At 54.8% G+C, this 26,073-nt stretch carries 17 protein-coding genes and 3 tRNA genes; 12 read left to right on the plus strand and 8 right to left on the minus strand.

Annotated features, from left to right (window positions below):
• Positions 1-11 precede the first annotated feature (11 nt).
• From O4G22_RS00145 to O4G22_RS00155, 3 genes are all read right to left on the minus strand, one after another.
• A complete protein-coding gene (locus O4G22_RS00145; protein WP_022197171.1) occupies positions 12-1,106 on the minus strand; it encodes a phosphotransferase enzyme family protein in 1,095 nt (364 codons plus the stop codon).
• Positions 1,107-1,118: 12 nt separating this feature from the next.
• Positions 1,119-2,027, minus strand: coding sequence for a nucleotidyltransferase family protein (locus O4G22_RS00150; protein ID WP_343229884.1), 909 nt, complete (start codon positions 2,025-2,027; stop codon positions 1,119-1,121).
• A 75-nt stretch (positions 2,028-2,102) separates the two neighbouring features.
• Entirely contained in the window at positions 2,103-2,822 is a 720-nt protein-coding gene (locus O4G22_RS00155; RefSeq protein WP_306701865.1) for a hypothetical protein, read from the minus strand.
• A 103-nt stretch (positions 2,823-2,925) separates the two neighbouring features.
• Here O4G22_RS00155 and O4G22_RS00160 point away from each other — a divergent pair, with 103 nt between their 5' ends.
• The 3 genes from O4G22_RS00160 (at position 2,926) to O4G22_RS00170 (ending at position 5,563) form a co-directional block, all read left to right on the plus strand.
• Positions 2,926-3,618 carry a M50 family metallopeptidase gene (locus tag O4G22_RS00160; RefSeq protein WP_022197168.1) on the plus strand — a complete coding sequence of 231 codons (693 nt, stop codon included), beginning with the start codon at positions 2,926-2,928 and terminating at the stop codon, positions 3,616-3,618.
• 57 nt (positions 3,619-3,675) lie between these two features.
• Positions 3,676-5,196 carry a proline--tRNA ligase gene (proS, locus tag O4G22_RS00165; protein ID WP_295978710.1) on the plus strand — a complete coding sequence of 507 codons (1,521 nt, stop codon included), beginning with the start codon at positions 3,676-3,678 and terminating at the stop codon, positions 5,194-5,196.
• Positions 5,197-5,488: 292 nt separating this feature from the next.
• Positions 5,489-5,563, plus strand: a tRNA-Gly gene (locus tag O4G22_RS00170).
• 684 nt (positions 5,564-6,247) lie between these two features.
• Here the strand turns inward: O4G22_RS00170 and O4G22_RS00175 are convergent.
• The 3 genes from O4G22_RS00175 to O4G22_RS00185 all read right to left on the minus strand — a co-directional run bounded on the left by O4G22_RS00175 (position 6,248) and on the right by O4G22_RS00185 (position 13,713).
• Positions 6,248-6,667 (minus strand): hypothetical protein, encoded by a 420-nt coding sequence (locus O4G22_RS00175; protein ID WP_146022881.1) that lies wholly within the window; start codon positions 6,665-6,667, stop codon positions 6,248-6,250.
• Positions 6,668-7,448: 781 nt separating this feature from the next.
• Entirely contained in the window at positions 7,449-7,844 is a 396-nt protein-coding gene (locus tag O4G22_RS00180) for a hypothetical protein (RefSeq protein ID WP_295978706.1), read from the minus strand.
• Positions 7,831-13,713: an RHS repeat-associated core domain-containing protein gene (locus O4G22_RS00185; RefSeq protein WP_306701867.1), complete on the minus strand. Its 5,883-nt coding sequence runs from the start codon at positions 13,711-13,713 to the stop codon at positions 7,831-7,833. The genes O4G22_RS00180 and O4G22_RS00185 overlap by 14 nt, the downstream gene beginning before the upstream one ends.
• 416 nt (positions 13,714-14,129) lie before the next feature.
• On the opposite strand from O4G22_RS00185, the gene gadC reads away from it, so the two are divergent.
• Complete coding sequence (gene gadC, locus O4G22_RS00190; protein ID WP_306701868.1) at positions 14,130-15,698, plus strand: putative glutamine/gamma-aminobutyrate antiporter GadC; 1,569 nt, start codon at positions 14,130-14,132, stop codon at positions 15,696-15,698.
• The gene (gene glsA / locus O4G22_RS00195; protein ID WP_297673382.1) at positions 15,691-16,632 is read left to right on the plus strand and encodes a glutaminase A; all 942 of its coding nucleotides are present in this window, start codon (positions 15,691-15,693) and stop codon (positions 16,630-16,632) included. The genes gadC and glsA overlap by 8 nt, the downstream gene beginning before the upstream one ends.
• Before the next feature lie 98 nt (positions 16,633-16,730).
• Here the strand turns inward: glsA and O4G22_RS00200 are convergent, their stop codons facing one another.
• On the minus strand, positions 16,731-17,141 hold the full coding sequence (locus O4G22_RS00200; RefSeq protein WP_343229883.1) for a GNAT family N-acetyltransferase: 411 nt from the start codon (positions 17,139-17,141) through the stop codon (positions 16,731-16,733).
• A 447-nt stretch (positions 17,142-17,588) separates the two neighbouring features.
• On the opposite strand from O4G22_RS00200, the gene O4G22_RS00205 reads away from it, so the two are divergent.
• The 6 genes from O4G22_RS00205 to dapF all read left to right on the plus strand — a co-directional run bounded on the left by O4G22_RS00205 (position 17,589) and on the right by dapF (position 24,516).
• Positions 17,589-18,998, plus strand: coding sequence for an alanine/glycine:cation symporter family protein (locus O4G22_RS00205; RefSeq protein WP_295978701.1), 1,410 nt, complete (start codon positions 17,589-17,591; stop codon positions 18,996-18,998).
• 87 nt (positions 18,999-19,085) lie between these two features.
• A tRNA-Glu gene (locus O4G22_RS00210) sits at positions 19,086-19,161 on the plus strand.
• A 234-nt stretch (positions 19,162-19,395) separates the two neighbouring features.
• Complete coding sequence (gene prfA / locus O4G22_RS00215; protein ID WP_295979551.1) at positions 19,396-20,472, plus strand: peptide chain release factor 1; 1,077 nt, start codon at positions 19,396-19,398, stop codon at positions 20,470-20,472.
• Between the two features lie 15 nt (positions 20,473-20,487).
• Complete coding sequence (prmC, locus tag O4G22_RS00220; protein ID WP_306701869.1) at positions 20,488-21,393, plus strand: peptide chain release factor N(5)-glutamine methyltransferase; 906 nt, start codon at positions 20,488-20,490, stop codon at positions 21,391-21,393.
• Between the two features lie 22 nt (positions 21,394-21,415).
• Positions 21,416-23,632, plus strand: coding sequence for a replication restart helicase PriA (priA, locus tag O4G22_RS00225; protein WP_306701870.1), 2,217 nt, complete (start codon positions 21,416-21,418; stop codon positions 23,630-23,632).
• 59 nt (positions 23,633-23,691) lie between these two features.
• A complete protein-coding gene (dapF, locus tag O4G22_RS00230; RefSeq protein ID WP_306701871.1) occupies positions 23,692-24,516 on the plus strand; it encodes a diaminopimelate epimerase in 825 nt (274 codons plus the stop codon).
• 40 nt (positions 24,517-24,556) lie between these two features.
• Here dapF and O4G22_RS00235 read toward each other — a convergent pair whose 3' ends face one another.
• Entirely contained in the window at positions 24,557-25,186 is a 630-nt protein-coding gene (locus O4G22_RS00235; protein WP_306701872.1) for a hypothetical protein, read from the minus strand.
• Between the two features lie 776 nt (positions 25,187-25,962).
• Here O4G22_RS00235 and O4G22_RS00240 point away from each other — a divergent pair.
• A tRNA-His gene (locus tag O4G22_RS00240) sits at positions 25,963-26,037 on the plus strand.
• Positions 26,038-26,073 lie beyond the last annotated feature (36 nt).

Below are 26,073 nucleotides of genomic sequence, written 5' to 3' on the forward strand. Positions count from 1 at the left end.
GTAAATATTGATTAATAGCGGTCCACAATGGCCTTCATTTCATCCATCTGCGCCTCAATGGATTCCACCAGGGCCATCTGCGTACGGCAACGGTCCAGGTTGTGTTCCGGACGGTGGATTTTAAAATACACGTCACCGGACAGGTAGTCCGTCAGGAAGCGGATGCCGCATTCCATCGTGAGCAATTTGCCGGAGAACGGCAGCAGGCTCTTTTCCAGAGGCGTCAGGAAACTCTTGGCGGAACTCAGGTAACCCTGCACCAGAGCTTCAAACATGAACATGCGCATCGTGACCTTGGAGACGTCCTTTTCATCTTCCGCGGCGGGAGACGTGGCCGTCCGGATCATGTCGCCGAAGTCGTAAATGGCGGAACCGGGCATCGTGGTATCCAGGTCAATCACGCAAATACCTTCTCCGGTTACATCGTCCAGCATCACATTGTTCAGCTTGGTATCATTGTGCGTACAGCGCAGGGGCAATTCCCCGGATTTCAGGTAATCCACCACCATGTGGCAGTCCGCCTCGCGGGAAAGATACCAGTCTATTTCCTTCTGCACTTCCTTCACGCGCCCCAGGGGGTCGGACTGGATGGCTTCTTTCAGAGCCGCCAGGCGGGAAGTAGTATTGTGGAAATTGGGAATGGTTTCGAACAGGGGCTCTCCGGGCAGGTCTGCCGTGAGCTTCTGGAACTCGCCGAAGGCGCGCGCCGCTTCCTGGCACTGCTTGGTAGTTTCAATCTGGTCATACGTGCGTGCGCGTTCAATGAACGGGTACACGCGCCAGCAGTTGCCGTCCGAATCCAGGGCGTACGGCTTGCCGTCCACGGAGGGAACCAGCGTGAGAGTGCGGCGGTAAGCTTCCGGGCACTGTTCCTCTTTCAGGCGCTTCAGAGCGTGGTCCGTTACGCGCTTTACATTCTCCATCAGGGGGATGGGCTGCTTGAACACATTATGGTTCACGCGCTGGAGGATGTAACGGATACGCTGTCCCGCCTGATCCACCCAGATGCAGTAGGTGTCGTTGATGTGGCCGCTGCCGTAGGAGTAACCGTGGACAAAATCGCCGCGGAGATCGAACAGGGTTGATACAGCCTTGAGATCGTGCATAGGAAAAAAGGCTTAGTTGAGCTTTTCAGGGTATACGCCCTGCTGAATAAGTTTGTTGATGCCTTCCACAACCATGGGCTTGTCCCCCGGATAGGTCATGCCGAACCAGGAGGAAGAAGTGGGAAGAACAGCGCAATCCGCCCGGTCCGCATGAATCAGGGCGTCCACCACGGTGGGAATAAAGCATTCGCTCTTGGGTTCCTGGCCGTGTTCTTTCAGGAAGTCGACGAAATGATCTTCCGTCAGTTCAATGAAGGAGGGGGAGAACAGCCAGAAATTCATGGAAACCAGTTCTGCGGGATCCACCGGCAGGCGTTCGCCCTTCAGATTGTTGCCGCGCACGACGCCGTCTTCGTCAGCCTGGATTTTCACGAATTCCTCCACGCCGTCCAGCAGGCCGTCCTTGATGGAGCAAATGCCGCGGTTCACGTCCCCGTTGTCGGAGAGGGTGTTCTTCAGCGGATAGCCGATCATGCCGTAATGGGCCTTGCCGGGTTCATCCGTAGTGGAGGTCAGGAACTTGGCGGCCTGCACAAAAGCGTCCGCACCGTAAAAGTCATCCGCATTCACTACGGCAAAGGGTTCCTTCACCACGTGGCGGGCGGCACGCAGGGCGTGGGCGGTGCCCCAGGGCTTTTCCCGGCCTTCCGGCACGGAGAAGCCTTCCGGCAGGTCGTCCAGAGACTGGAAAGCGTAATCCACCTCAATCTTGCCGGCAAAACGGCTGCCGACCTTTTCCTTGAAAATATCTTCAAAGTCACGGCGGATAATGAATACCACTTTTCCGAAACCGGCCCGGATGGCATCATAAACAGAGTAGTCAAGAACTACTTCCCCGTTGGGGCCCATCGGATCAAGTTGCTTGAGACCGCCGTAACGGCTGCCCATGCCAGCTGCTAAAACAAGAAGTGTAGGCTTCATCATACGCAGGCCATTATGACCAAGCCTCCCCGTTTGGCAACAGGAAAATGCCGGAAAACCGGAGAAATCCGCCCGTTAAAAAACGTAAGAGCACCAAAGCCCCAGCACTACTTTTTTGAAATCGTCCCGCCCGTAGCCGCAATACCATCCCAGGAAAGGCTCCACCCGCAGACCGCCGGAAACGGCCCACAGCGCCCCCGTCCGCACCATCAGCTCTTTCAGGCCGTTCCTTCCCAGATAATCATGGGCAAAGCCCAGGGAAACCGTATTCACCATGGCGACGGATTCGCACAGCAGGGGCTGCCAGGTAACGCCCCACTGGGAATACACCCCCTCCTGGCCGGAATCATACAGGAGGGAGCCGCGGAAAGACCAGGAAGGAGTGGGGTTCCATTTAAGGGAAAGGCCCGGCTCCGCCCCGTTCTTCAGAGGGCAGGCATCATACCGCTGTCCGTTGACAAAAAAACCGGCTGTGCATTCGTCCGCCAGATAATACTGGACTTCTCCGTGCAAGGTGGTCTGACTGAAATGGCGGCGCTGCCAGTTGCGGATGGCGAAAAGTTCCCCGCTCACCGCCCAAGAATTCGACAGGGAGGCTCCGCCGGAAATCTGGCCCTCCAAGGAATCCCCCCCCATCTTTTCCCCCCGGTGAATATAATAGGAACGGTATCCGCCAAGCATCTCCCCGCCCATGCGGATGGGGGAACGGCCGTCCACCTCCGCCAGGGGCGGCGGCCCGTCATACCCCAGGACGGCCTGCACGGCACAGCACGGAATGATGAAAAACAGCCTCATGAAAACCGTTTAACACAATTCGCTGCGCCTCTCCAACGCCAAAACGGGGCATGCACATTCTCCGGGCTTGGCAAAACGGGAATCTGCCCTTACCCTCTCGCGCATGGTTCATTTCACCCTGTTCGGGATACCTGTTTACATCCGCCCCAGCTTCTGGGTGGTGCTGGCCATTTTCGGCGGCGCCCTCAGCATCAGCAGCGTGGAAGATCTCATTTATCCGGCCCTGTTCGTCATTGCCGGCTTCATCGCCATCCTGTCCCATGAAATGGGGCACGCGCTGGTGGGACGCAGGCTGGGCGGCGGCCAGCAGACGATTGTTCTGGAACTCTTCGGCGGCCTGACAAGCAGCCACGGCATGCAATTGACGCGCGGAGGCAGGGCCCTCATGATTCTGGCGGGCCCCATGATGACCCTGCTGCTGGGCATCATCAGCCTGTGGCTCACCTGGAACATCGTCGCTCCCGTCATGGCCTCTCACAACCTGGACTTCTGGGACCTGGCCATCAGCCCCTTCACAGCGGCGCTCATCTCCCCCAAGCTGTACATCCTCTCCTGCCTCATCATGATTGGAGAATGGTGGACCCTCCTGAATCTGCTGCCCATCTATCCCCTGGACGGCGGCCAGCTGATCGCCCAGTACATCCGCTCCCCCAGGAAAGTATTCATGACCGGCTTCATCACGGCCATCCTCATCGGACTGCTCAGTTTTCAGCTCTTCCACGGCTACTTTATTCCCATCTTCATGGCCCTCTTCGCCTACAGCAATTACCGGGAATACAAAAACGCCCCCTTTTAACAGCATTCCGAATTTCCTTTGCGGGCTCCGCCCGTTTTATTCAACAAACCATCCAATATGTCTCAACAAACCGCAATCTCCCCTACCCGCGCCCAGGATTTCCCCGAGTGGTACCAGCAAGTCATCAAGGCCGCCGACATGGCGGAAAATTCCGAGGTGCGCGGCTGCATGGTCATCAAGCCATGGGGTTACGCCATCTGGGAACTCATTCAGAAAGACCTGGACCAGCGCTTCAAGGACACCGGCCACACGAACGCCTATTTCCCCCTCCTGATTCCGATCTCCTATCTGGAAAAGGAAGCGGAGCATGCCGAAGGCTTCGCCACGGAATGCGCCGTAGTCACCCACCACAGGCTGGAAGCGCAGAAGGATGAAACCACCGGCAAGACACGCATGATTCCCACCGGGGAGCTTACGGAACCCTTCGTCATCCGGCCCACTTCGGAAACCGTCATCGGCGCGGCTTTCGCCCGCTGGACCTCCAGCTACCGCGATCTGCCCCTCAAGGTCAATCAGTGGTGCAATGTGATGCGCTGGGAAATGAGACCCCGAATCTTCCTGCGCACAGCCGAATTCCTGTGGCAGGAAGGACATACGGCCCATGAAACCCGGGAGGAAGCCATTGAGGAAACCCTCACCATGCACAAGGTTTATGAGGAATTCCAGCGGGACGTGCTCGCCATCCCCACCATTCCCGGGGAAAAGACGGAGGCGGAACGCTTCCCCGGCGCGGAGCAGACCTACACGGTGGAAGCCATGGTGCAGGACCGCAAGGCCATCCAGGCCGGGACCTCCCACTTCCTGGGGCAGAACTTCTCCAAATCCCAAAACATCTGCTTCGCCGGACGGGACAACACCCAGCAATTCGCATGGACGAGCTCCTGGGGCGTTTCCACCCGCATGATCGGAGCGCTCATCATGATGCACTCCGACGACGACGGACTCGTCTGCCCGCCCCGCGTCGCTCCCCAGCAAATCGTCATCATTCCCGTCACGCCTAAGGAAGAAAGCCGCCAGGCCGTTCTGGACCACTGCGAGGAGCTGGCGCGCACCCTCCGGGCCAAAACCTTCCATGGCCAGCCGCTGCGCGTGCTGGTGGACAAGCGCGATCTGGGCGGCGGCGCCAAGAAATGGGAATGGGTGAAAAAAGGCGTGCCCGTGCGCCTGGAAATAGGCCCCCGGGACCTGGAAAAAGGCTCCGTCTGCCTTCAGCGGCGTGACCGGTCCGCCAACGAAAAATCCTTCGTCCCGGAAACGGAACTGATCGATACCGCTGCGGATATCCTCCAAAGCATCCAGGACGCCCTGCTTCAGCGGGCCATTTCCTTCCGGGACTCCCATATCCGCCCCGCCTCCACGCTGCGGGAATTGGAAGAAAACTTCTCCGGTGAGGGAGACGCAGACTGGCTCCAGGTGCCGTGGGACGGGTCGCCGGAAGAAGAAGAAGCACTGGCTAAGCGGCTGCGCATCTCCATCCGCTGCATCCCGCTCGGCGAACTGGGCCAGGGCGAACCGGCTCCCTGCATCCTCACCGGACGCATGACGACACGCCGCGTTCTGTGGGCCAGAAGCTACTGAGCCCTCTGATTGTCCCTTTCAACGGGATTGTTCCAAGGCAGGCCCAAACGGGCTTTTACGGAACAATCCCGTTTTTATACGCCCCTCCACCGTTTTCCCAAAAACGGCATCAACAAGGAACGGAGCGACACGCATCGCAGACCAGAATTCTTTCTTCTCCTGTGTCCCCATGCCGGCGGCGACATCCGTATTCCGGGAAAACAGGATTTTTTCTCTAAAAAAATCTTGCCAAGACCGGAAAACCTTATATACTTCTCGGCACACGGACGCCGTAAGGCTCCAATCTTTTAAAGCGGATGTAGCTCAGGGGTAGAGCGCAACCTTGCCAAGGTTGATGTCGTGGGTTCGAATCCCATCATCCGCTCCAACTTTTTTATAGCAAAAGACCCGCACAAATCTTGATGATGTGCGGGTTTTATATGATGGCCCGTACAGAAAAAACTGTCCCCCCCCCTATTGTAAAACCGTCACAGGAAACATTTTCATCTGCCCTGGTGAAGCCCTCCGGACGCTCATCCTTCATGGCAGACGTTACCGGTTTTCACAGGCATGTCCTGCCTTGTTGTTTAATGACTTAGTGTTTATCCTCTGAAACCTAGGCGGACTTATACCCACCGTATCAAGAACCTGTCGCGAACCCTATGATCATGATGGCAAGCCATGTACCTGACAATATAAGCGCAATAAGATCGTCTTTTCTATTCGAATTCACGATGATACCACACAATCCCCAAAACAGGCTTGTAAATTGACCGATGAACATTGCCAATCCTAATGTTATAGATAGAGAGACAGGAAAGCTAATGTTTTTGTCGAATAGTGTTACACAAGCTGTAGGAAACAGCGCTATCCATCCGATGAGTGAAGGAGTGTAAGATTTCATGATTAATGCTGGCGCATGCCTGAAATCATCTTATACCGCTTCTTTCATCAGTTGCCGCAGGAAGTTGGCCGGCAACGAGAACATATGGCTCCATCCATCAAGAATTAGAAAAAGATGAACCAAAAAGAGCGATTCCCGTAGAAATAGGAAACATAATTCCGCATTTATCTAATAGAAAAGTCTCCATGGAAAATATATTTTTTCGCAACAAACCCTGTAAGGCTCTTCTTTTGATTCAGGGGGAATTTTGATTTGCACTTCGATACGGCAGCCTTTCACGAGGTCAGGGTTGTTTAACAGATACTCCTCGACTTCCGGAGGAATCCGGGCATTCGTTCCGTCTTCGACAACGAAACGAAGACCACAAGTTTTACTTCTCCAGGAAGCTCCATCGCCTGTTAATTTCATTCCATGCCGGGCAAATATCTTATGGAGTTCCAAATCCTTTTCCACTGTTTCCAACAGAGTTACACTCCTCTTATAACCGTCTCCCGTATCTATGGCCGACCAGAAGAGGGAGAACGGTAAATAAATGAAGAAGTAAAAAACGACTATTCCTATGACGATCTTCCACATTTTCTTTTTCATCTTAAATAATTTATTAATTCTCTCTTTGTTTATTCGCAAGGCTCTCTTCCTTCGCCATAGCCTCTATGCCCTTGAGGAGCTGGAGCCAGAAGAGGAGTATCAGGGGCAAACGGGGCTACAAAACCAGCTCCTTCCACGATTGCACACGACCATCCGCAGCAATTTCTTGCTCCCGAGTTGTATAGTGAATATTGAGGGACCTTCTTTTCATCTTCCCGGATCTGCTCTTCAACTTTATTTACTGACTCAGGACAGGCTTTATAAGTGTAGGAATTTCCAGAATCGGCATCTCCTTCATTACGGGCATCATCCTGAATTTCTCCGGCTCCAACGCCTAAAGCGCCTTTGTGCCAACTTCCGGGGTAGAGGCCTCTCTGCATATTGGGCGTTTTGACCCAAGCATGTCCTACATTTCCTGACCAGTAGCTGCATGGTTTAACCAGAATAAAAATTTCCTGTACTTCATATTCGCAGCATTCCCTTCCTGCGTCATCCGCAATTTTAGAGTATTTTACACCATCCTTGCAACATTCCGTTTCAGAATCTTCAGAAAGGCCAAGCGTATCAGAGTACAGGCATGTATTGTTCTTGGCGAAAATATCAAGATGCCATCCGTTTACCCGCCGGTAAAATTTCTAATATTCCATTTATATCTAGAGAATCACCATATTTAAAATGATATCATGCAACAGATGAAGGAAAATTAAATAACGGAATCAGAAAAAATATTAATCCTGTTTACGCAATTAAATAATTAGTATGAATTTTATATTCATGCCAATTATTGTTTAGGATGATGTTTCCCCTCAAAAGGAATAAATGTCTTACCTGACTCCCATGTCCCCTTTATCATAGGAGATATATTTATATAATATGACCCGGGTGAAAGGAAGACCTTCTCCTCTTCATCTCGTTTTGCGTATAAAATACCTTTACGCAAAACAAAATCGATGCCAAAGAAATTTACAGGCTGATTTTCTTTAAGTATAATTTCTTGTTTTCTCCGGAAGGGATGACCAAATGTTACAATAACTTGTAAATTTTTAGTCAAATCTCTCAAGATAATTCGATCTGGCTCCATATGTTGATTTTTATTTTCTTCTGATATTGCACAATCAGCTAATAATATTGAAAATAAAATGATAAAGACTATTGAAATATATTTATTGATTTTCATCGCATGGGCATTCGATATTTTTTAAAATAGCATCTATTTCATGTTGATTGACGCTTCCTCCATATTCCCCCATCATATGTCCTTTATGTCCTGCGTTAGGAACGGAAGTTACGGTGCCATCTGAATTGGTGTCATCCTGATAATCGTCGGGAAGTCCCATAAGATGGCCGGCTTCATGCGCATAAACCCATGGGACTGCTTGAGAACCCCATACTCCATATCTGCCTCCAACTCCATTAACATAAGAACGATGAGATGAATCTGATGTTATTTCTATATTATTTTCATCACTATTGAGAAATCTATAAAGCCATCTGCTTTTCCTGCTCTGAACAGACACATCCGCTGTTACATTAACTACACAGCATCCCTTCTCATATCCATTCCAATTGCTTTCAATTGATTGTTTTATTTGCAGTGCTGTAGTCTGCATTTCTATGTTATTAATTGAATCTCCACCTTTCGGATATATCACAATATTCAGGCTCACATTGATCGAACAATCATCTTTATTTGTAGTTATTGTATGCGCTAATCCTAATTCATCAGAATATAAGGTAGGTATATTATTAACATATCCATACAAAAGATAACTCTCTTTTTCTGTCATAGGATCTCTACTAATCCACCTTCCATTTTGGGAATTATAGTAGCGGTAATTGTAGTAAACCAACCCCAACTCGTCATCAGCATACTCGCTGGAGAACCGGAACGGATTCAGCTCTGCCGCATTGCCTTCCATCTTGAGAACATTCCCATACGGGCCGTATTCGTACAGGGCTCGCCGGCCCGCCTTGATGCCGAAAAGCGCCGTTGTGTTCTTCAACGCGTCATGCGTGTAGTAAAGATCTTCCACATAAGTTCCCGTTTCATCAAAGACGCTCATCGCCAAGATGCGCGTAGCTACCGGTTCCAGGGGATCCCACAGGTACGTTTTACGCAGGACGGGGTCAGCGGATTCCGAAGCGTCCGCAGCATCCAGTTCCGCGATTTGCAGATAGCCGTGATAGATGAACCGTTTCCTTGACATGAGCGCTTCCCCTTCATAGACGGATTTTTCTACCCTCCTGTTCAGATAATCGTAAACGCACTCAATACGCCTGCCCCCCTGCGTGAAGCTGACCGCCTGATTCAACGCGTTGTAGGCGGCTTCCCATTCTCCCGTGGACGTCTGAATTTTCGTCTGGTTGCCGTCGGCGTCATAGGTGGGAACAAAGGGCGGCTCCGTACCCTCGGTGATATCCGTGTATTGATTAAGCCGGTTGGCAACGTATGTGGTGGGAAGGGAATCCGTTCCCTCCCGGGAGGTTGTGCGGTTACCGATGTTATCGTAGGCGTAACTGTATATGCCGCCCCGGCTCATCGCGTCGCTCACAAGTTCATTCCTGTCATTGTAGGCGTAGGCGTGGGTGAGGTCGGGCGCGGACGTGTTGAAATAGTCTTTCTTCGTGACGGGACGCCCCAGCACATCGTAAGAATAGCCGGTTTTGGCCGGGTAGTTGGCGCTGCCGGGGCGCAGGTAGTCAATATTCACCGGGAGGTCGCGCTTTTCTTCCAGGGTGCGCCGCCATTTCAACGTGTTGGGGTAATCAAGAGTGTCCAGCAGGCCGCTTTCCGCATTGTAGCCGTAGGTGAAGGGCTTCGCGACGGCGTTCAACGAGACGGTGGAAAGCCTTCCGGAGGCGTCATGCCCCCATGCCGTCTGCAAGGCGGCGGCGCCCGCATAGTCCAGACAGTAGCCCGCGGGCCGCCCCACTCCGTCACGGCGGAGGGTCAAGACGCTTGCCGCAAGGCCAGCCGTCGTTTCCGTTTCCTGTTCGTTATACTGATTGTACGTGAACGTGCGCGTTCCGGAAGCGTCTTCAATTTGCGTCAGCTGCCCCAGATGATTGTAGCGGCTGCTGATGGAGGGGGTAAAACCGTCGTCATTAAAGGTAATGGAGGTAAGCTCTCCGGTAAGGGGGGCGTAGGAGCGGGAGGCAACGGTTCCCCGCGCGTCCGTCGTAGCGGAAACGCGGTTGAGCGCATCGTAAGCGGTATCCACATGGGTGGCATTGGCATAGGTCTTGCGGACAACCAGCCCCGTAGCGACATCGTACGTCCAGGTGGTGATGTCCCCATCCGTCCGGAGGCGGGGATCAGTAGTGATGACATCCCCGGGATCACGGAAGGTGGCAAGGCTCACTATATGGCCGGCGGCGTCATAAGCGTATACGGCGGGCTGTATGGCCGTCCCCCATTCGGCTTCCTTGCGACCCCGGATATCATAAACGGAACAGGCTGTTTTACCAAGGGCATTGGTAACGCAGGTAGGCAGATCAAAGGGCTGGGCATAAGCGTAGGTGGTCGTGTTGCCCACGGCATCCGTGCCGGAAATGATGCGGCCGGCGATGTCGCAGACGGCGGTAAAAACGTTACCGCGCACATCTGTGTCCGCATAGGTGATGCCCGTTTCCGTATAAGTGCGCTGCCGGCGGGCGGTCGCGCCGTCAAAGCCCGTAACCGCCGTCGTGAATCCGTCCACGACGCGTGTGAGGGCAACGCTCCCGACGCCGGGCACGGTTTTCTTCTGCAGGCGGACAGAACCGCCGCCATACTCCGTCCACTCCACGGTATCCTGGCCGCGGGGATCCGTCATGACGGTTTTGCCGGCAAGAACAGAACTCAGAGCAGAGAGCAGGACCGCCTGCTTTTGAAGAACGGGAGTACCTGAAGAAGTATAACTTGTTATGGAAACAAGTCTGTAGATGCCGTCTTCACGGCTCTCGGCCACATAAGCGTAATCAGTAATGCGGGAGTTCAGGATGGTCGGTTCATCCTCCAGGGCGACGATTGCCCTTGTCCTGTTCCCAAAGGCATCATAGGCATAAAGTGTCGGCGCCATGTCCGCCAGCTGTTCCCTGATAAGGCGCCCCTTGTCATCGTATGCAAGAGTGCGCACATTTTCCCCATTCAGGGTATTGGCGGCAGCAATCCGTACAAGCTCGCCAAAGCCGTTGACGGTAGAGCTTCCCGTCACGACGCGGGGCTCTCCCCCCTCCCCGCCCGGCACAGCCTCCGTCGTACAGATCCCTTCCGCCGTGGCCTCAACGGTATAAAGGATATCCTGCTGCCCGGTGCCGTAACGCCGCACTACTGTTCCGGAAGGGCTTTTCCGGGTGATGAGCGTAGCGCCGGCGGGCGTGGTAACAGTTTCTACCAGGCCATCCCCGCTATAAGAGCGGACGGTGGTGCGCCCCAGAATATCGGTTTCTCTTATCAGGCGCCCCAGCAAATCGTATTCCCGGCTTTCCACCGTCGTCATTGGGCCTGCATCCCTGCGCAGGGAGGTAATTTTACCGAGGGCATCACGGGTATAGCTCGTGATGGTTTCCGGAGTGATCATGGTTTCCCCGTCCGTAACGGCTGAACGGATAGTTTCCACCAGCTGGCGGGCCGTATTGTAGGAATAGGAAGTGGTCACTCCATTTTCATCCCTCTCCCACAGCGGGCCGCAGCAGGTCATCATGCGCTCGTAAACGCGCCCATTGGCGCGGGTGCGCTTTACCCAACGGTTCTCAACGTCATATTCATAAGAAGACGCGTCCGTCATGGACCAGGCGCCATCGGCCAGCCGGGCGTATTGCTCATAACGCATGTTATTGCCCTGGCCGGAGACGTAAGTAACCTTCCGCGAGCTCAGGCCGGGGACGCTCTCTCCCGCTATCCGCGTTTCCGCGGTCACTTTGTAAAGAGCTCCGTACTGGTCCGTCTCTTCATAAAAATAATGCGTCTGAATGCCGTCCATGCCCTGTTTCATCTTCAGGCGTCCGCGGGCATAAACATTGGGAGCCGTGCCGAGCCAGGATTCCTTCACTTCCAGACGCACGTTTTCTTCCCCCAATGCGGTGGTGCGTTTTTCCACGCGCCGCACATGATTTTCCTCAACGTAGGTGTAATCCGCGCGCCAAAGTTCCGCCGCAGTGGCCGTCAACGTCACCCATTGGGTGAGGATATCCGGATCCGCCTGCGTCTGGTCCCGATACGTGGTGTAAGTGACCTTATCGCCGGCTTCCGCCCAGGGGACGCTGGACACGATTTCACGGCCGAAACGGTCGTATGCCCACGTTTTGACACTTCCGTCAGGAGCAGTTTCCTTCGCGATTTTTCCCATGCCGGTGTACTCGTAAGTCGTTTCCCGGGCGTAGTCCGTTCCGTAGCCTTCAATACGGCTGGTGCACAAATTGCCATTGCGGGTGACGGCATAAGTCTCACAGACGCGGGAAATGGGAGCGCCGTTTTCCCCCCGCTGGATGGTGGTGATGAGTTTCCACGTGCCGGACGAAACGATCTGCTTTTCTTTCAGAGTGAATATGGCGTCTTCTCCTTCCCCCTGCGCCATGTTCCATGCTCCGTCGGCTCCCTGCCAGTAGCGGGTGGTGTAGGGCGCGCGCCCAGCGGTCTGTTCGGTAACGGAGAGTCTGCCCGCAGCCGCGTCCCCGGTAATTGTGAAGGTTTTAAAGGGGTCGCCCGTGACGGAATAAAGGCCGGTGGAACTGTTTTTTCCTCCCACCTGTTCGGGGAGATAGAGGGCGATGCGGTAACCGGACTCCGTGACATTTTCGATGTTGGCGAGCCCGTCCCACAGGTTCCATATTTGCCGGATGCTTCCATCCGAAGCCCGCACGATATCCAGCTTTCCGTCAAATTCTTCTCTTGTGTAAGCCGCGCCGTTTTTAGCGGTGTAGCCGGTGGCGTATTTCAAGGAAGAGGCCGAACCTGCGGTATAGTTAACGGTATTGCCCGCGTTTGAACGGATACTGAGGCAGAATTCTCCCGCCCTTGCCGAAGAAGCGGATCTCCTCCCGAACCACGCCGAGCCCCCGCGCTTGGCGGATCCTGCAATGGGGGCCACGCTGTCAACCCTGCTGCCGTCTCCATCCGCGTAACAGTAGTAGTTAATGGCAGTTCCGCCGCTCCTGATTTGGAAAGCGGTATTCGCCCCGATGCCCGATGATGGCGCGGAGATGATTTCACGAGTCATCGGATGCCAGTAATGAAGCGCACGTGGGGACCAGAGTTCAGCCGAGAATGTGTATCCTACTATTTCCAGCAATCCCTGAGGCAGACCCGTCATGCCCCGGAAAGAGCCGAAATTGGTACGCCAGATCATTTCCGTCTTGAGCGTCCGGGCGACCACGCGCCTGCCGGCGGCCGACGAACCGTAAAGGGTGGAGGAAGAGCGCGCGCCGCGCGCCGAAGAGCTGCTGCTGCCGCCCTCATTGTTTTCACAGGTGCAGGGATCCTCATCTTCACCGTTATCCCCTTCTCCGTTGTCTTCCTCCGGACAGGGAGAACTGGAACTGCTCTGGGAGCCATTGCCGCCAGCAGCCTCCTCCCCGCATTCACACGGCACGTCTTCCCCCTCATCTTCCGTACTTACGGGTTCCGGATAACCTTCATCCGGCTGATAGGAGGATGAAGAGGTTCCATCCGAAACCATGACTTCAATGGAATAATTAAGGATGGCGAGATTAGTCCATTCAGGAGGAACAGCCACGTTCTCATAAGTCATGTGCACGCGGTGCGGTCCCGGTTCAATGGGGAAGCTCAAGCTTTTTTCCCTGTAAGACCCTCCATGGTATTTGCCCTCCCCAGGAATGAAAATTCCCTCGCCGTCAACAGTAAGAGAGCCGTTATCATCCACCCCCAGCATCAGACGGCACTCCGCCGTTTCCCCCGGGCCGAGCGGATCAACGACAATCCCCCAGTCCCAGCTGCCGCTGAACGCCCCGGCCTCTTTGTTAAACGGGACCGGCACACCTCCGGACACTGTGAGGGAATTATCAGGCAGAGAATTCGCATGACGCTGAACCTGTTGATCTTTCATAAAATCCAGATAATTGACGATTGAGGAACGAACATCAAAGAAGACAACGCTTCTCTATATTCACTGTTCTTATGTATCTCGGAAAACGGAACAGGTCAATGATTCATTTTTGAATAATTGTTACTAATTACAATAAATTATTACCAATCAATATTCTTTTAAAATATATATTTATTTCCAACAACCGGAGGGAATAACCATGTTTTTCCGCGCTGCCTGACATCCCCCGCATCCACTGCCGGCCAAATGGCCATGGGGACGGGCTGAACAACTTCCCCGGCCTCCGTTAAGACAAACTCCGGCAGCTCTATCTGCATCATCCCTTCAACGAAAGGGTCTCCCGTCTGGTCGTCCAGATAAGGCCGGTGTGGGCACTTTCTTTACGCCGTCCCAATTCTCAACCCGGAAATAAACCAATGAATAATACGACTCAATCAGGGGCCGCTCCAACAGGCCCCGCAGCAACAAGTAACGCTCCGGCGGTAAAATCCGTCCTCCGCATGGGAGTATTTACGCTCGCCATGATCAACGTTTCCGCCATTGTCAGCCTGCGCGGCATGCCTGCGGAAAGCACTTACGGACTAAGTTCCGTTTTTTATTACATTTTCGCTGCGGTTTTCTTTCTGGTGCCGGTTTCCCTGGTGGCCGCGGAACTTACTACCGGATGGCCTCAAAAAGGCGGCGTTTACCGCTGGGTAGGCGAGGCTTTCGGAAAGAAATGGGGGTTCCTGGCCATCTGGCTGCAATGGATTGAAAGCACCATCTGGTTCCCTACCGTTCTGACATTCGCCGCCGTTTCCCTGGCTTTCATGGGGCCCGGGCAAAGATGGGATGAAGCTCTTGCCGCCAATAAATGGTACGTTCTCATCGTGGTGCTGTGCGTGTACTGGGCGGCAACTCTGCTTAACCTGCGCGGCATGAAGACTTCCGCAGGCGTCACCAAATGGGGAACCATCATCGGAACCATTGTTCCCGGGGCCATCCTGATCCTCCTGGGCCTGGGCTATTGGGCCGGAGGCAATCCGATCCTGCTGGATATGAGCTGGGACAAGCTGGTGCCGGACATGAGCAATTTCAACAACCTCGTTCTAGCTGCCAGCATCTTCCTGTTTTACGCGGGGATGGAAATGTCCGCCGTTCATGTGAAGGATGTGGATAATCCCGGACGCAATTATCCGCTGGCCATTCTGATTTCCGCCATCATTACGGTGCTTATTTTCGTTCTGGGCACGCTGGCCATCGGCTTCATCATTCCCAATTCCCAGATTAATCTGGTGCAGAGCCTGCTGATTACTTATGACAGCTACTTCAGCTTCTTCGGCCTCGGCTGGATGAACTGGATTCTGGCGCTTGCGCTGGCCGTAGGCGTTCTGGCCCAGGTGACCGCATGGGTGGGAGGCCCTTCAAAAGGCCTGTACCAGGTGGGCCTGGCCGGCAACCTTCCGCCCGTCATGCAGAAGCGGAACAAGAATAACGTTCAGATGGGCATCCTGCTTATTCAGGGGGGAATCGTCACCCTGCTCTCCATCATGTTTGTGATCATGCCTTCCGTGCAATCCGCCTACCAGATTATTTCCCAGCTGACCATCATTCTGTACCTCATCATGTACATGCTGATGTTCGCGTCCGGCATTTACCTGCGCTACCGGGAACCGAATACGCCCCGCACCTTCCGCATTCCCGGGGGCAGAACCTTCGGCATGTGGGTTGTCGGGGGCCTCGGCCTTCTGGCCAGCCTGGCGGCTTTCCTGGTGAGCTTCATCCCGCCGAATCAAATTACCGTAGGCAGCAGTACCATGTACATTCTCCTTCTGGTGGCGGGCACCTTCATTTTCGCGGGTATTCCCTTCATCATCCATGCCATGGCCAAACCCTCCTGGAAACGACCGGTGGATCCCGAAGACACCTTTGAACCCTTCGGATGGGAAAAAAACAATGATTCCCATTCCACCGCAACCCCTAGCCACACCATATCCCATGAGTAACATTCCTTCCAATGAGCAAATCCGGACGGCCCTGGATAACGCGTACGCCTACGCCAAAACCGTCCAGGGAGGCAAAAACGCCTCGTACATTCCCGCCCTGGCCCAGGTGCCTTCCGACCTGCTGGCGATTGCCGTGGTCACCGTCAACGGAGACCTGCTGACCGCAGGTTCCGCGGACACACCCTTTGCCATTGAATCCATCTCCAAGGCATTCAACCTGGCTTATGTCATGGATTTGATCGGCATGAAGCAGCTGCGCGCGAAGATCGGAGCGGACCCCACCGGGGAACCCTTCAACTCCGTGATGGCGGTTGAGCTGCACGGCGGCAAGCCCCTCAACCCCCTGGTCAACGCAGGGGCTATGGCGACGGTCAGCCTGGTCAACGGTTCGGATTCCGATGAAATATGGGGAAACATGATCCATAATTTCAATAACTTCGCCAACACGGCCCTGACCGTGAACCAGGAGATTTACAAGTCGGAAAGCGCTACCAACCAGCACAACCGCGGCATCGCCTGGCTGCTGGACAGCTACGGCTATTTTTACAATACGCCGCCCATGATTGTGGATTTGTACACCCGCATGTGTTCCCTGAACATCACCGCGTCCCAGCTGGCCCTGATGGGCGCCTGCTACGCCAACGGCGGGATCAATCCCGTCAGCAAGAAGCGTGTGGTAAAGGAGGAAAATGTTCCCCCCATTCTGGCGGAAATGTGCATGTCCGGCCTCTATGATTCCACAGGGGACTGGATGTACAAGGCAGGCCTTCCGGCCAAGTCCGGCGTGGGAGGAGGCCTGGTGGCCGTAGCTCCCGGCAAGCTGGCTATGGCGGCCTTTTCGCCTCCCCTGGATCCCGCAGGGAATACCGTCAAGGGGCAGGCAGCGCTTCAATCCATGATCAGGGAATTGAATCTCAACCTTTTCCGGAGCTGATCCGGGATGAGAAGGTAAACCCGCGGAGCCAAAATCCGAAAGGATTCCCGCGGGTTTACTGTACCCTGGCCAGGAAAAACGCTCCGAGGCAGCCCGCATCAGCTCCTGTTTGAAAAATTGCACAGCTGCATGGCTACGCCGTCTGCCATAACCCGGAAGCCGTGCTTCTCATAAAAAGAGGCGTTTCTGCTCTCCTCCGGCATGATTTCAAGATACAGGTAGTCCCTGTATTTCTCCTTGACCATTTCCACCATTTTTCCGGCAATCCCCCTGCCCTGATAGGCGGGATGCACCAGAACATAATGCATGTAGGCAACCATCTCGCTGTCGTCCAGCACCCGCACCAGCCCTGCCAGGCGGTCGCCATCCCAGGCCGTCACAACAGTGGACGAATTCATGAGCGCTTTATACAGACGCCCCGGATATTGTCCGGAAATCCAGCCAACGGACAGAAACAATTCTTGAACATCTTTCCTGGAAAATTTCTTTTCTTCCGTAAAAACAATCATTTTCTTCTTTAATTGATTATTGATGATCCGCCTGTACTGTCGCGGCCACCTCACCGCCTGAGTGGAAAACGCCTTTCCCCCGGCCGGATGAACACCTTGTTTCAAGGTTTTATCTGCTCCTGCCGGCGCAGTCAACACCGTCTGTCCGAGGACTTTGCCCATTCCAAAACATGGCGGAGCTTATGATAAGAACGCGCGCGCCGGGAACAAGACCCTCCCTTTTCCCAGTCAGCAACTCGTTCGCTCCTGCCTCCATCCTCTTCCGGAGGGAAGAAGAGCCGCACTCAGAACACACATCTTCTATCAGGGAAACGGCATTTTTCCTGGAATCGATTCCCCCAAAGCGGAAAAACTCCGGCCCAGGATTCATAACATCGCGAAAAACCTTTCTCCGTCATCTGTTTAAGGGCTTGTCACCACGTTACTTTTCCCTAGAATCCCTCCGGTATGCCTGATGCCCTCCAAAATGCCTTTTTCCAGGCCGGTGACGCTCTCACGTCCTGGCTATCCGCTTTCAGCAGCTTCCTGTGGGGCTGGCCCCTGCTCATCATGTTGCTGGGCACGCACCTGTACCTCACCGCCATCCTGCGGTTTCCGCAGCGTTATCTGCTTAAGGCCCTGAAATTGTATTTTGTGAAAGATCATACGGACAAGGGGGATATCTCTCCATTCAGTTCCTTGATGGTGGCCCTGGCCGCCAACATCGGAGCCGGTAATATCATCGGCGTGGGCGTGGCGATTGCCGCCGGAGGTCCCGGAGCCGTCTTTTGGTGCTGGCTGACGGGAGTTCTGGGAATGGCAACCCGTTATTCGGAAGGATTGCTCGCCATCAAATACCGGGTGGAGAACAAGGACGGCAATATGAGCGGAGGTCCCATGTTCGTGCTGGAACGCGGACTGAACAGCAAATGGCTGGGTACGGCCTTCGCCGTCTTCACGGCCATTGCCGCCTTCGGCATCGGAAACCTGACGCAGGGGAACGCAGCTGCGGAACAGCTCCACCATGCCTTTTCCATTCCTTCCTGGGGCACAGCCATTGTACTGACGGCGTTGACGGCGCTGGTGATGCTGGGAGGCATCCGGGGCATTGCCAGGGTATGCGCTTTCTTCGTGCCGTTCATGGCCGTCATCTACATCCTGGGATGCCTGTATATTCTGACCGTACAGGCGGAGTACATTCTTCCTGCCGTCCGGTATATTCTGGATTGCGCCTTTACGGGAGAAGCCGCCGTCGGGGGCGCGGCAGGGGCGGCCGTCATGGCTGCCATGAGAACCGGTGTGGCCCGGGGCCTCTTTTCCAATGAGGCCGGCCTGGGGTCCGCAGCCATCGCCTCCGCCGCCGCACAAAACCGCAACCCCGTCAGGCAGGCGCTCATCTCTTCCAGCGGCCCCTTCTGGGATACCGTCATCATCTGCGCCCTGACAGGAATTGTCCTGACCACCAGCATCATCGCGCATCCGGATATTTCCTGCACGGACGGCCCCAGGCTTACTACGCTGGCATTCAGCAAAATTCCTTACCTAGGCTCCCCTCTGCTCACGCTCAGCCTGGTTACTTTTGTAGTTTCCACCATTCTGGGCTGGTCCTACTTTGGAGAAAAAGCGCTGGAATACCTGGGCGGCATCCGGCTGATCACGCCTTACCGCGTCATCTGGGTGGCGGCGGTTTTCATCGGCTGCGTCTCTAAAATAGAACTGGTATGGATTTTTGCCGACTGCGCCAACGGCCTGATGGCCCTGCCCAACCTCATTTCCCTGCTGGCACTTTCCGGCGTGCTTGTCCAGCAAACGCGGCACTATCTCTGGCAGCACAGGCTGGACGACTACGACGAATCCCACATACCGGAAGGAAAATAACGATTTTTTTAACTCGGATTCAAATAATTCTTGCCTTTCGGCCTCCGGTAGTATTTACTTCGCCGCGCAGTCCCTGCAAACCTAAAAGTCGCGTTCGTCTAGCGGTCCAGGACTCCCGCCTTTCACGCGGGCAACACGGGTTCGAGTCCCGTACGCGATGCCAGCTTTACCGCCGCGGCAGTTACGATGATTCCGCTTTTCCATTTTTCAGGAAAGCATATCGGAAAAACGTAATGGCTGCGGTTTTCTTTTGGCCCGGTTTCCCGGATTCAGGAAAGCGCGGCAAAGGCGCCGGAAGCGGCCCTCCTTCTTTTAAATGCCGGAATTGTCTTACATTTCCCGGATTTGGCTTTCAGAAAGCCCTGCCATCTTTTAGAATTCTTTACACGCAAACGCCATGGATTACACACCTCTCATTGAAAAACGCCGCCAGCGCCTGGAAGAATTGGAAACAGTCATTGCCGAACCGGCCTTTTTCAATGACCAGAAAAAGGCCTCGGAAATCATGAGAGAACACCGCCGCCTGAAGGAACTTATGGAAACATGGGATTCCCTGAACGCCACGGAACAACAGCTGGCGGACAATCAGGAACTGGCCAAGGCGGACGATCCGGAACTGGCGGAACTGGCCGCCCTGGAGATTCCGGAACTGGAAGCCGCCCTGGAAAAACTGCGCAGCGACGTGCAGTACAGCCTGCTTCCCCGCGACACGACGGAAGACCGGGACGCCATTATTGAAATCCGCGCCGGAACGGGCGGGGATGAAGCATCCCTGTTTGCCGGAGACCTGCTGCGGATGTACCAGCGTTTTGCGGAAGAACGCGGCTGGCGCTTTGAGCATCTGGAAAGCAGCCCGTCAGACGTGGGGGGCTTCAAGGAAGTCGTCTGCCGCATTGCCGGGGAAGAAGTGTTCCGCTTCCTGAAATATGAAGGTGGCGTACACCGTGTGCAGCGCGTTCCCGCTACGGAAACCCAAGGACGCATCCATACCTCCACCGCCACCGTGGCCGTCATGCCGGAAGCGGAGGAAGTGGACATAGAAATCCGCCCGGAAGATCTCCGCATCGAAGTATGCCGTTCCGGCGGAGCCGGGGGCCAGCATGTGAACAAGACGGAATCCGCCGTTCAGATATGGCACCTCCCCACGGGAGTTTATGTCCGGTGCGAGGAAGAACGCAGCCAGATGAAAAACCGGGAAAAGGGCATGAAAATCCTGCGCGCCAAGCTCTTTGAAGCCAAAAAACGGGAAGAGGCGGAAAAATATTCCGCCGCGCGCCGCAGCCTCATTGGCTCCGGCGGCCGTGAGGAAAAAATACGCACATACAATTTCCCGCAGAACCGTCTGACAGACCACCGCATCGGCTACACCTCCCACAATCTGGACGGTATCCTGATGGGGCAGCTGGAAGACCTGATTATGGCCCTCCAGCACGCGGAAATGCAGGAACGCCTGGCGGAGGCCGGAATGTCCTAACCCCTTTTCCCTTGCATGAAAACTTTACTGGAAGTCCTTCAGTCCGGCACGGATTATCTGGTCCGCCAGGGGTGCGACGAAGCGCGCGCCACCATGCAGCATTTGCTGGCCCATGTCCTGCACTGCAACCGCACGGCTCTTTACTCCCAGTTTGACAGGCCCGTGGAAGAAGCGGAACTGGCCCCTCTGCGCGAATTGCTGAAACGCAGGGCAGCGGGAGAACCGTTGCAGCACCTGCTGGGCGTCACGGAATTTTTCAGGAGGGATTTCCTGACGGATGCCCGCGCCCTGATTCCCCGCCCGGAAACTGAGGAATTGGTGGAAATGGTGCTAAGGAAAATCCCGGATCATCCGGTACGCATCCTGGACATGGGAACGGGCTCCGGCGTTATCGGCGTCACGCTGGCGTTGGAACTCAAGGAGCGCGCCAGGGAAGTCGTGCTGGCGGACATCTCCCCGCAGGCTCTTGATCTGGCTCTGGAAAATGCCATGCGGCTGGGAGCCAGGGTTTCCACCCTCCAGACCAACCTGTTCGCCAACATTTCCCCGGAAAAAACGGGGCTGCCCACAAAAGATGCCGATTCCGCTCCGGAAGGAGAAAAAGGGGAAGACGGGCGGAACATGCTCTTTGACGTTATCGTGGCCAATCTGCCATATATTGCGGAGGGGGAAAAACTTGCCCCGGAAGTTATGAAAGACCCCCATACAGCCCTGTTCGGAGGACCTAAAGGCTGGGAAATCATTGAACGCTTTCTGTCCCGCGCCCGGGATTACCTGAATGAAGACGGCTTTGTAGCCCTGGAAATCGGGTACGACCAGGCCTCCGTCGTAACACAAATCATGGATGGATACGGCTACAATTATATTGAAGTTCTGAAAGACATGAGCGGCGTCGCCCGTTTCCCCTTCGGCTATCGTTAATGTTATCCCTCCTTTTCACTCCATGCAGGCGGCGCGCATTCTGGTTGACGGACAAAGCGATCTGGTACTGGATTACGGCATTCCTCCGGAAGCGGGAGACGTCAGGCCGGGCTGCCGCGTACAGGTGCCCCTGCGCAACAGAACGGCTACCGGAACCGTGCTTACGCTGTCGGAACCGTCTCCGGCCTGGAAGGACAGGCTCAAACCCATTCTGAAACTGATTGATCCGGAGCCTCTGATTTCCCCGGTGATGATGAATCTGGCCTCATGGGCGGCGGACTATTACTCTGTGGCTCTGGATCAGATGATCCGGTGTCTGCTCCCGGAAACCGTCCGTCAGGAAAATACGGCGGAAAAACTGCGCAAAATGGTGTATCTGGAAAAAACTCCGGCACGGGAGGAACTGGACGCCCTGTACCGCAAAGCGCCCCGGCAGGCCCAAATGCTGGATTATTTCTCATCCGCGGGACAACAGGCCGTCCCCCTGGCAGCATTCGGCGCCGGAGCCCTGAACGTTGCCCGCAGCCTGGAAGCCAAAGGCTTCATCTCCCTGAAGGAAGAGGCCGTGCACCGGGACCCCAGCACCGGGGAGCAATTCGTCCCCACCCAGCCCATGAAGCTGAACAGCCAGCAGCAGAAAGCGCTGGAAGAAATCACGGCCATGTGCGCGGCAGAGCACAAAAAACCGATCCTGCTGCAAGGGGTTACCGGTTCCGGCAAGACGGAGGTTTATTTACAGGCCGTTTCCCAAATAGTAACATCCGGAAAATCCGCCCTGATCATGGTGCCGGAAATTTCCCTGACGCCCCAGACGGTTCAGCGTTTCAAATCCCGTTTCGCGGAACTGCCTTCCTCCGTGGCAGTGCTGCACAGCCTCCTTTCGGACGGAGAGCGCTTTGACGAATGGCATGCCATCCGTTCCGGAAAGGCCCGCATCGTCATCGGCCCCCGTTCCGCCGTCTTCGCCCCCCTCCAAAATCTGGGCCTGGTGATTGTGGATGAAGAACACGACGCCTCTTACAAACAGGAAAGTTCCCCCCGCTACCACGGGAGGGATCTGGCCGTGCTGCGCGCCCATCTGGAAAACTGCACCGTGCTTCTTGGCTCCGCCACTCCCTCCCTGGAAAGCATCCATAACGCCCTGATTGGAAAGTATTCCCTGGTAAAACTGACGGAAAGGGCGGACGGCCAGCAGCTGCCGCTCATTCGCATCCTGGACATGAAAACGGAAGGGAAAAATAAATCCGGTCCCAACGTTATCTCCGAACGCCTCAGGATGTCCATTGACCGGCGTCTGGACAAAGGGGAACAGGTTATCCTGCTGCTCAACAGGCGCGGATTCGCACGCTCCATCCAATGCCCGGACTGCGGCCACGTAGTCACGTGCATGCACTGTTCCCTGCCCCTGACCTACCACCGTACGGAAGACCGCCTCATGTGCCACCTGTGCGGATTCAAAGCCCTTCCGCCCCGTTCCTGCCCGGAATGCCGGTCCGCCAACATTCTGCTCCAGGGGTACGGAACCCAGAAGGTGGAAGAAATCCTGCGCCGCACTTTTCCTGCGGCGCGCATCACGCGCGTGGATGCGGACGTGGCCCGGCGGAAAAACGCTGTCCGGACCATTCTGAACCAGTTCCGCGCCCATAAGATAGATATTCTCCTGGGCACCCAGATGATCGCCAAAGGGCTGGACTTTCCCAACGTGACGCTGGTAGGCGTGCTGAATGCGGACCTGGGGCTCCACATCCCGGATCCTCGTGCAGGGGAGCGCACATTCCAGCTCCTGACGCAGGTAGCGGGCCGCGCCGGCCGCGGTGACCTTTCCGGAGAAGTCATTATCCAGACTTTTACGCCCCAGTCCCCCTCCCTGCAATACGCCCGGCACCATGATACGGACGGCTTCGCAGCTCAGGAACTGGAAATGCGGCGCGCGTTCGACCTCCCCCCCTTCACCCATATCGCCGTATTGACCATACGGTCCCAGCATGAAAGCATGGCGGAATTCGCCACGCAAACCCTCGCGTCCCGCCTGCGCGGCATGCTTCCCCCTCCCGCCACGATGACCGACCCCATGCCCGCCCCCATTCCCCGCGCGCACGGACAGTTCAGATTCCAGATTACGGTCAAGGGACCTTCCGCCCGCATCCTCTCCCGCACCCTACGGAAACTGGTGCAGGAAGCCGGACTGGGGGAAGACCTGACGGCCGTAATCGACGTGGATGCCATGTCATTCATGTAAGCCGCCTTGCCAAAACCGGCCGGGAACATTAGAATTCCAGCACAACACAACTTACTATTATGCTGCTTCATTTCTACAAAATGACGGGAGCCGGCAACGACTTTGTCATGGTGGACAATCGTGACCTGAGCCTTTCCTCCGTGCTGGACAAAGAAACCATAGAAGCCCTGTGCGACCGCCGCTTCGGCATTGGGGCGGACGGGTTGATCGCCGCGGAACCTTCCCAGGGCAAGGGGGGAATTGTCCGGATGCGTTATTACAATGCGGACGGGGGAGAGGCGGAAATGTGCGGCAATGGGGCCCGCTGCTTCGGCAACTTTGCCGCCGCCCTGCTTCATCACGACAAGACAACGCCTCTTCCTTTTGAAACAATGGCCGGCGTCGTCACCGCCACCTTTGAAAAAGACGGCAACGTCACCGTCAACCTGACCAATCCCCACTCCATGCAGCTCTTCGTGCTGAATGCCGACCCGGCTGTGGGAGCGGATGTCCATTTCCTGAACACGGGCGTTCCCCACGCCGTAGCATTTCTGGACAAGCTGGACGGCCTGGACATTGCCAAACTGGGGGCCTATCTGCGTTACCATGATGCCTTTTCACCCAAAGGCACCAACGCCAACTTTGCAAGAGTCCTGTCTCCGGGGCACATTGCCATACGCACTTACGAACGCGGCGTAGAAGATGAAACGCTTGCCTGCGGAACGGGGATGACCGCCTGTGCGCTGCTGCATGCCGTATTGACGGACGCTCCCTCCCCCATTCAGGTGGACGTGGCGGGTGGAAACACGCTTAAAGTCGGATTCCAACGCACAGGGGACCGTTTCACTGACGTGACGCTGACCGGACCGGCAGACCTTGTGTTCACCGGAGACATTCAGATCTAGATCTGAGCCTCCCCGGCCAGAAAAAACAGCCTCTCACCCATCAGCGGGACTGCCTGTTCAGCAGGGAACATTCCGCCCTAACGTAACCGCCGTAATTATTGCAGAACGCCTTGTACACGGCAGGGCCCATATTCGTTTCGCAATAATATTTCACGGTAATACAGCCGTTTTCACGCTCCATATTCAGAAAATGGCTGGACAGAAGAACCAGATTATTCTGGTAATTCCACAGGGCCATGTCACGCGCCATTTCCTCATGAATCCTCTCACATATAAAACTCTCCGGAGGGGGAAACAGAACGGCGCAGACAATACTGATCAGGCAGATTCCCGGGATGACCCCTACGGCAAGCCCCCTGTGGCATTTTCTGATCAAGGGGAGGTGATTCCTGAATTTCCGAAAAACGGTAAAACGGAACAAATACCCCGCCAGCAACGCCACCGGAAAGAAGACATTGACGTATTCGAAAGCCAGGCTCATTCCTCCAAGAACAAAAAACCCGATTCCCTTCCACACCTTCCGGTAAACCGGAATGCAGGCGCAAAGGAACACGTACAGAATATAGCCCAGCAGACAGAGGAAAGGCAGAAGCGTTCCCGTAAAAACATGCTCCATCATGCGGTCCCACGGATATTCCCGGCTGGGAGAGCTGGCCTCCTGAAAAAACATGCATACCATGATCATCAACACCAGCCCGACAAGAAGAAAAGCCTTTGATTTTCTTGACTCGTACAAAAGCCACAGCAAAACAGCCCCTAACGGCAATAAATAGCAACCTATACTGTTGAATACAGTAGACAGCATGGGAATATGAGGAAAGAAATTCATAGATCGGATACAGATGAGAGGCCGGTTAACAACTAAAATGCAGCAACGACTGCGGAAACAGTAATTGGAAATAAAATAAATTCAAACATTCGTTTTCAAACAACTCATAAAAAATCATGTCCTTTTCACAAAAATCCGCTTATCCGGACTCTCCAACTTGACAAAACAACTCTCCGGAAAGGATAATAATATCCTTGTGAAGCCCTCCCTTTTCATCCAGACCGTCCTCCTTCCGGTTCTTTTCTTCTTCCCCCAATGCGGCCGCAAACCGCTCCTTCCGGAATATACGCCGCTGTGTTCGGGAATGATACCGGGAGAGCACGCTTCTCACCGAGCCCTCCGGGCGCGGGAAAACAGGACCTACCGGGTCGGCCCGAAAGGCGGCGTATACTACATCAATCCCCATAATAAAAAAGTTTACATCAAATCCAGGAGGGTGCAATAGAAGATCACACAGTTTCTCCGCAATTTTCCAAAGAGGAAACAAATAACCGCCCCGGCATGCTCTTATTGTATTATTGAGAAAATATTCCATTCAAAAAAACTCATTAAACTTATTTTCTTCTTGCCAAAATGGAAGAGAGCGGGTAATGTCTGCCGCACCACAACACTAAATGGTGTCGGTAGTTCAATGGTAGAGCCCCAGATTGTGATTCTGGTTGTTGCGGGTTCGAGCCCCGTCCGACACCCCATCCCTTTCCTTTATAAAAAGAGCACTTACGGTGCTC

This window comes from Akkermansia muciniphila, assembly GCF_030848305.1.
Taxonomy (GTDB): domain Bacteria; phylum Verrucomicrobiota; class Verrucomicrobiia; order Verrucomicrobiales; family Akkermansiaceae; genus Akkermansia; species Akkermansia muciniphila_A.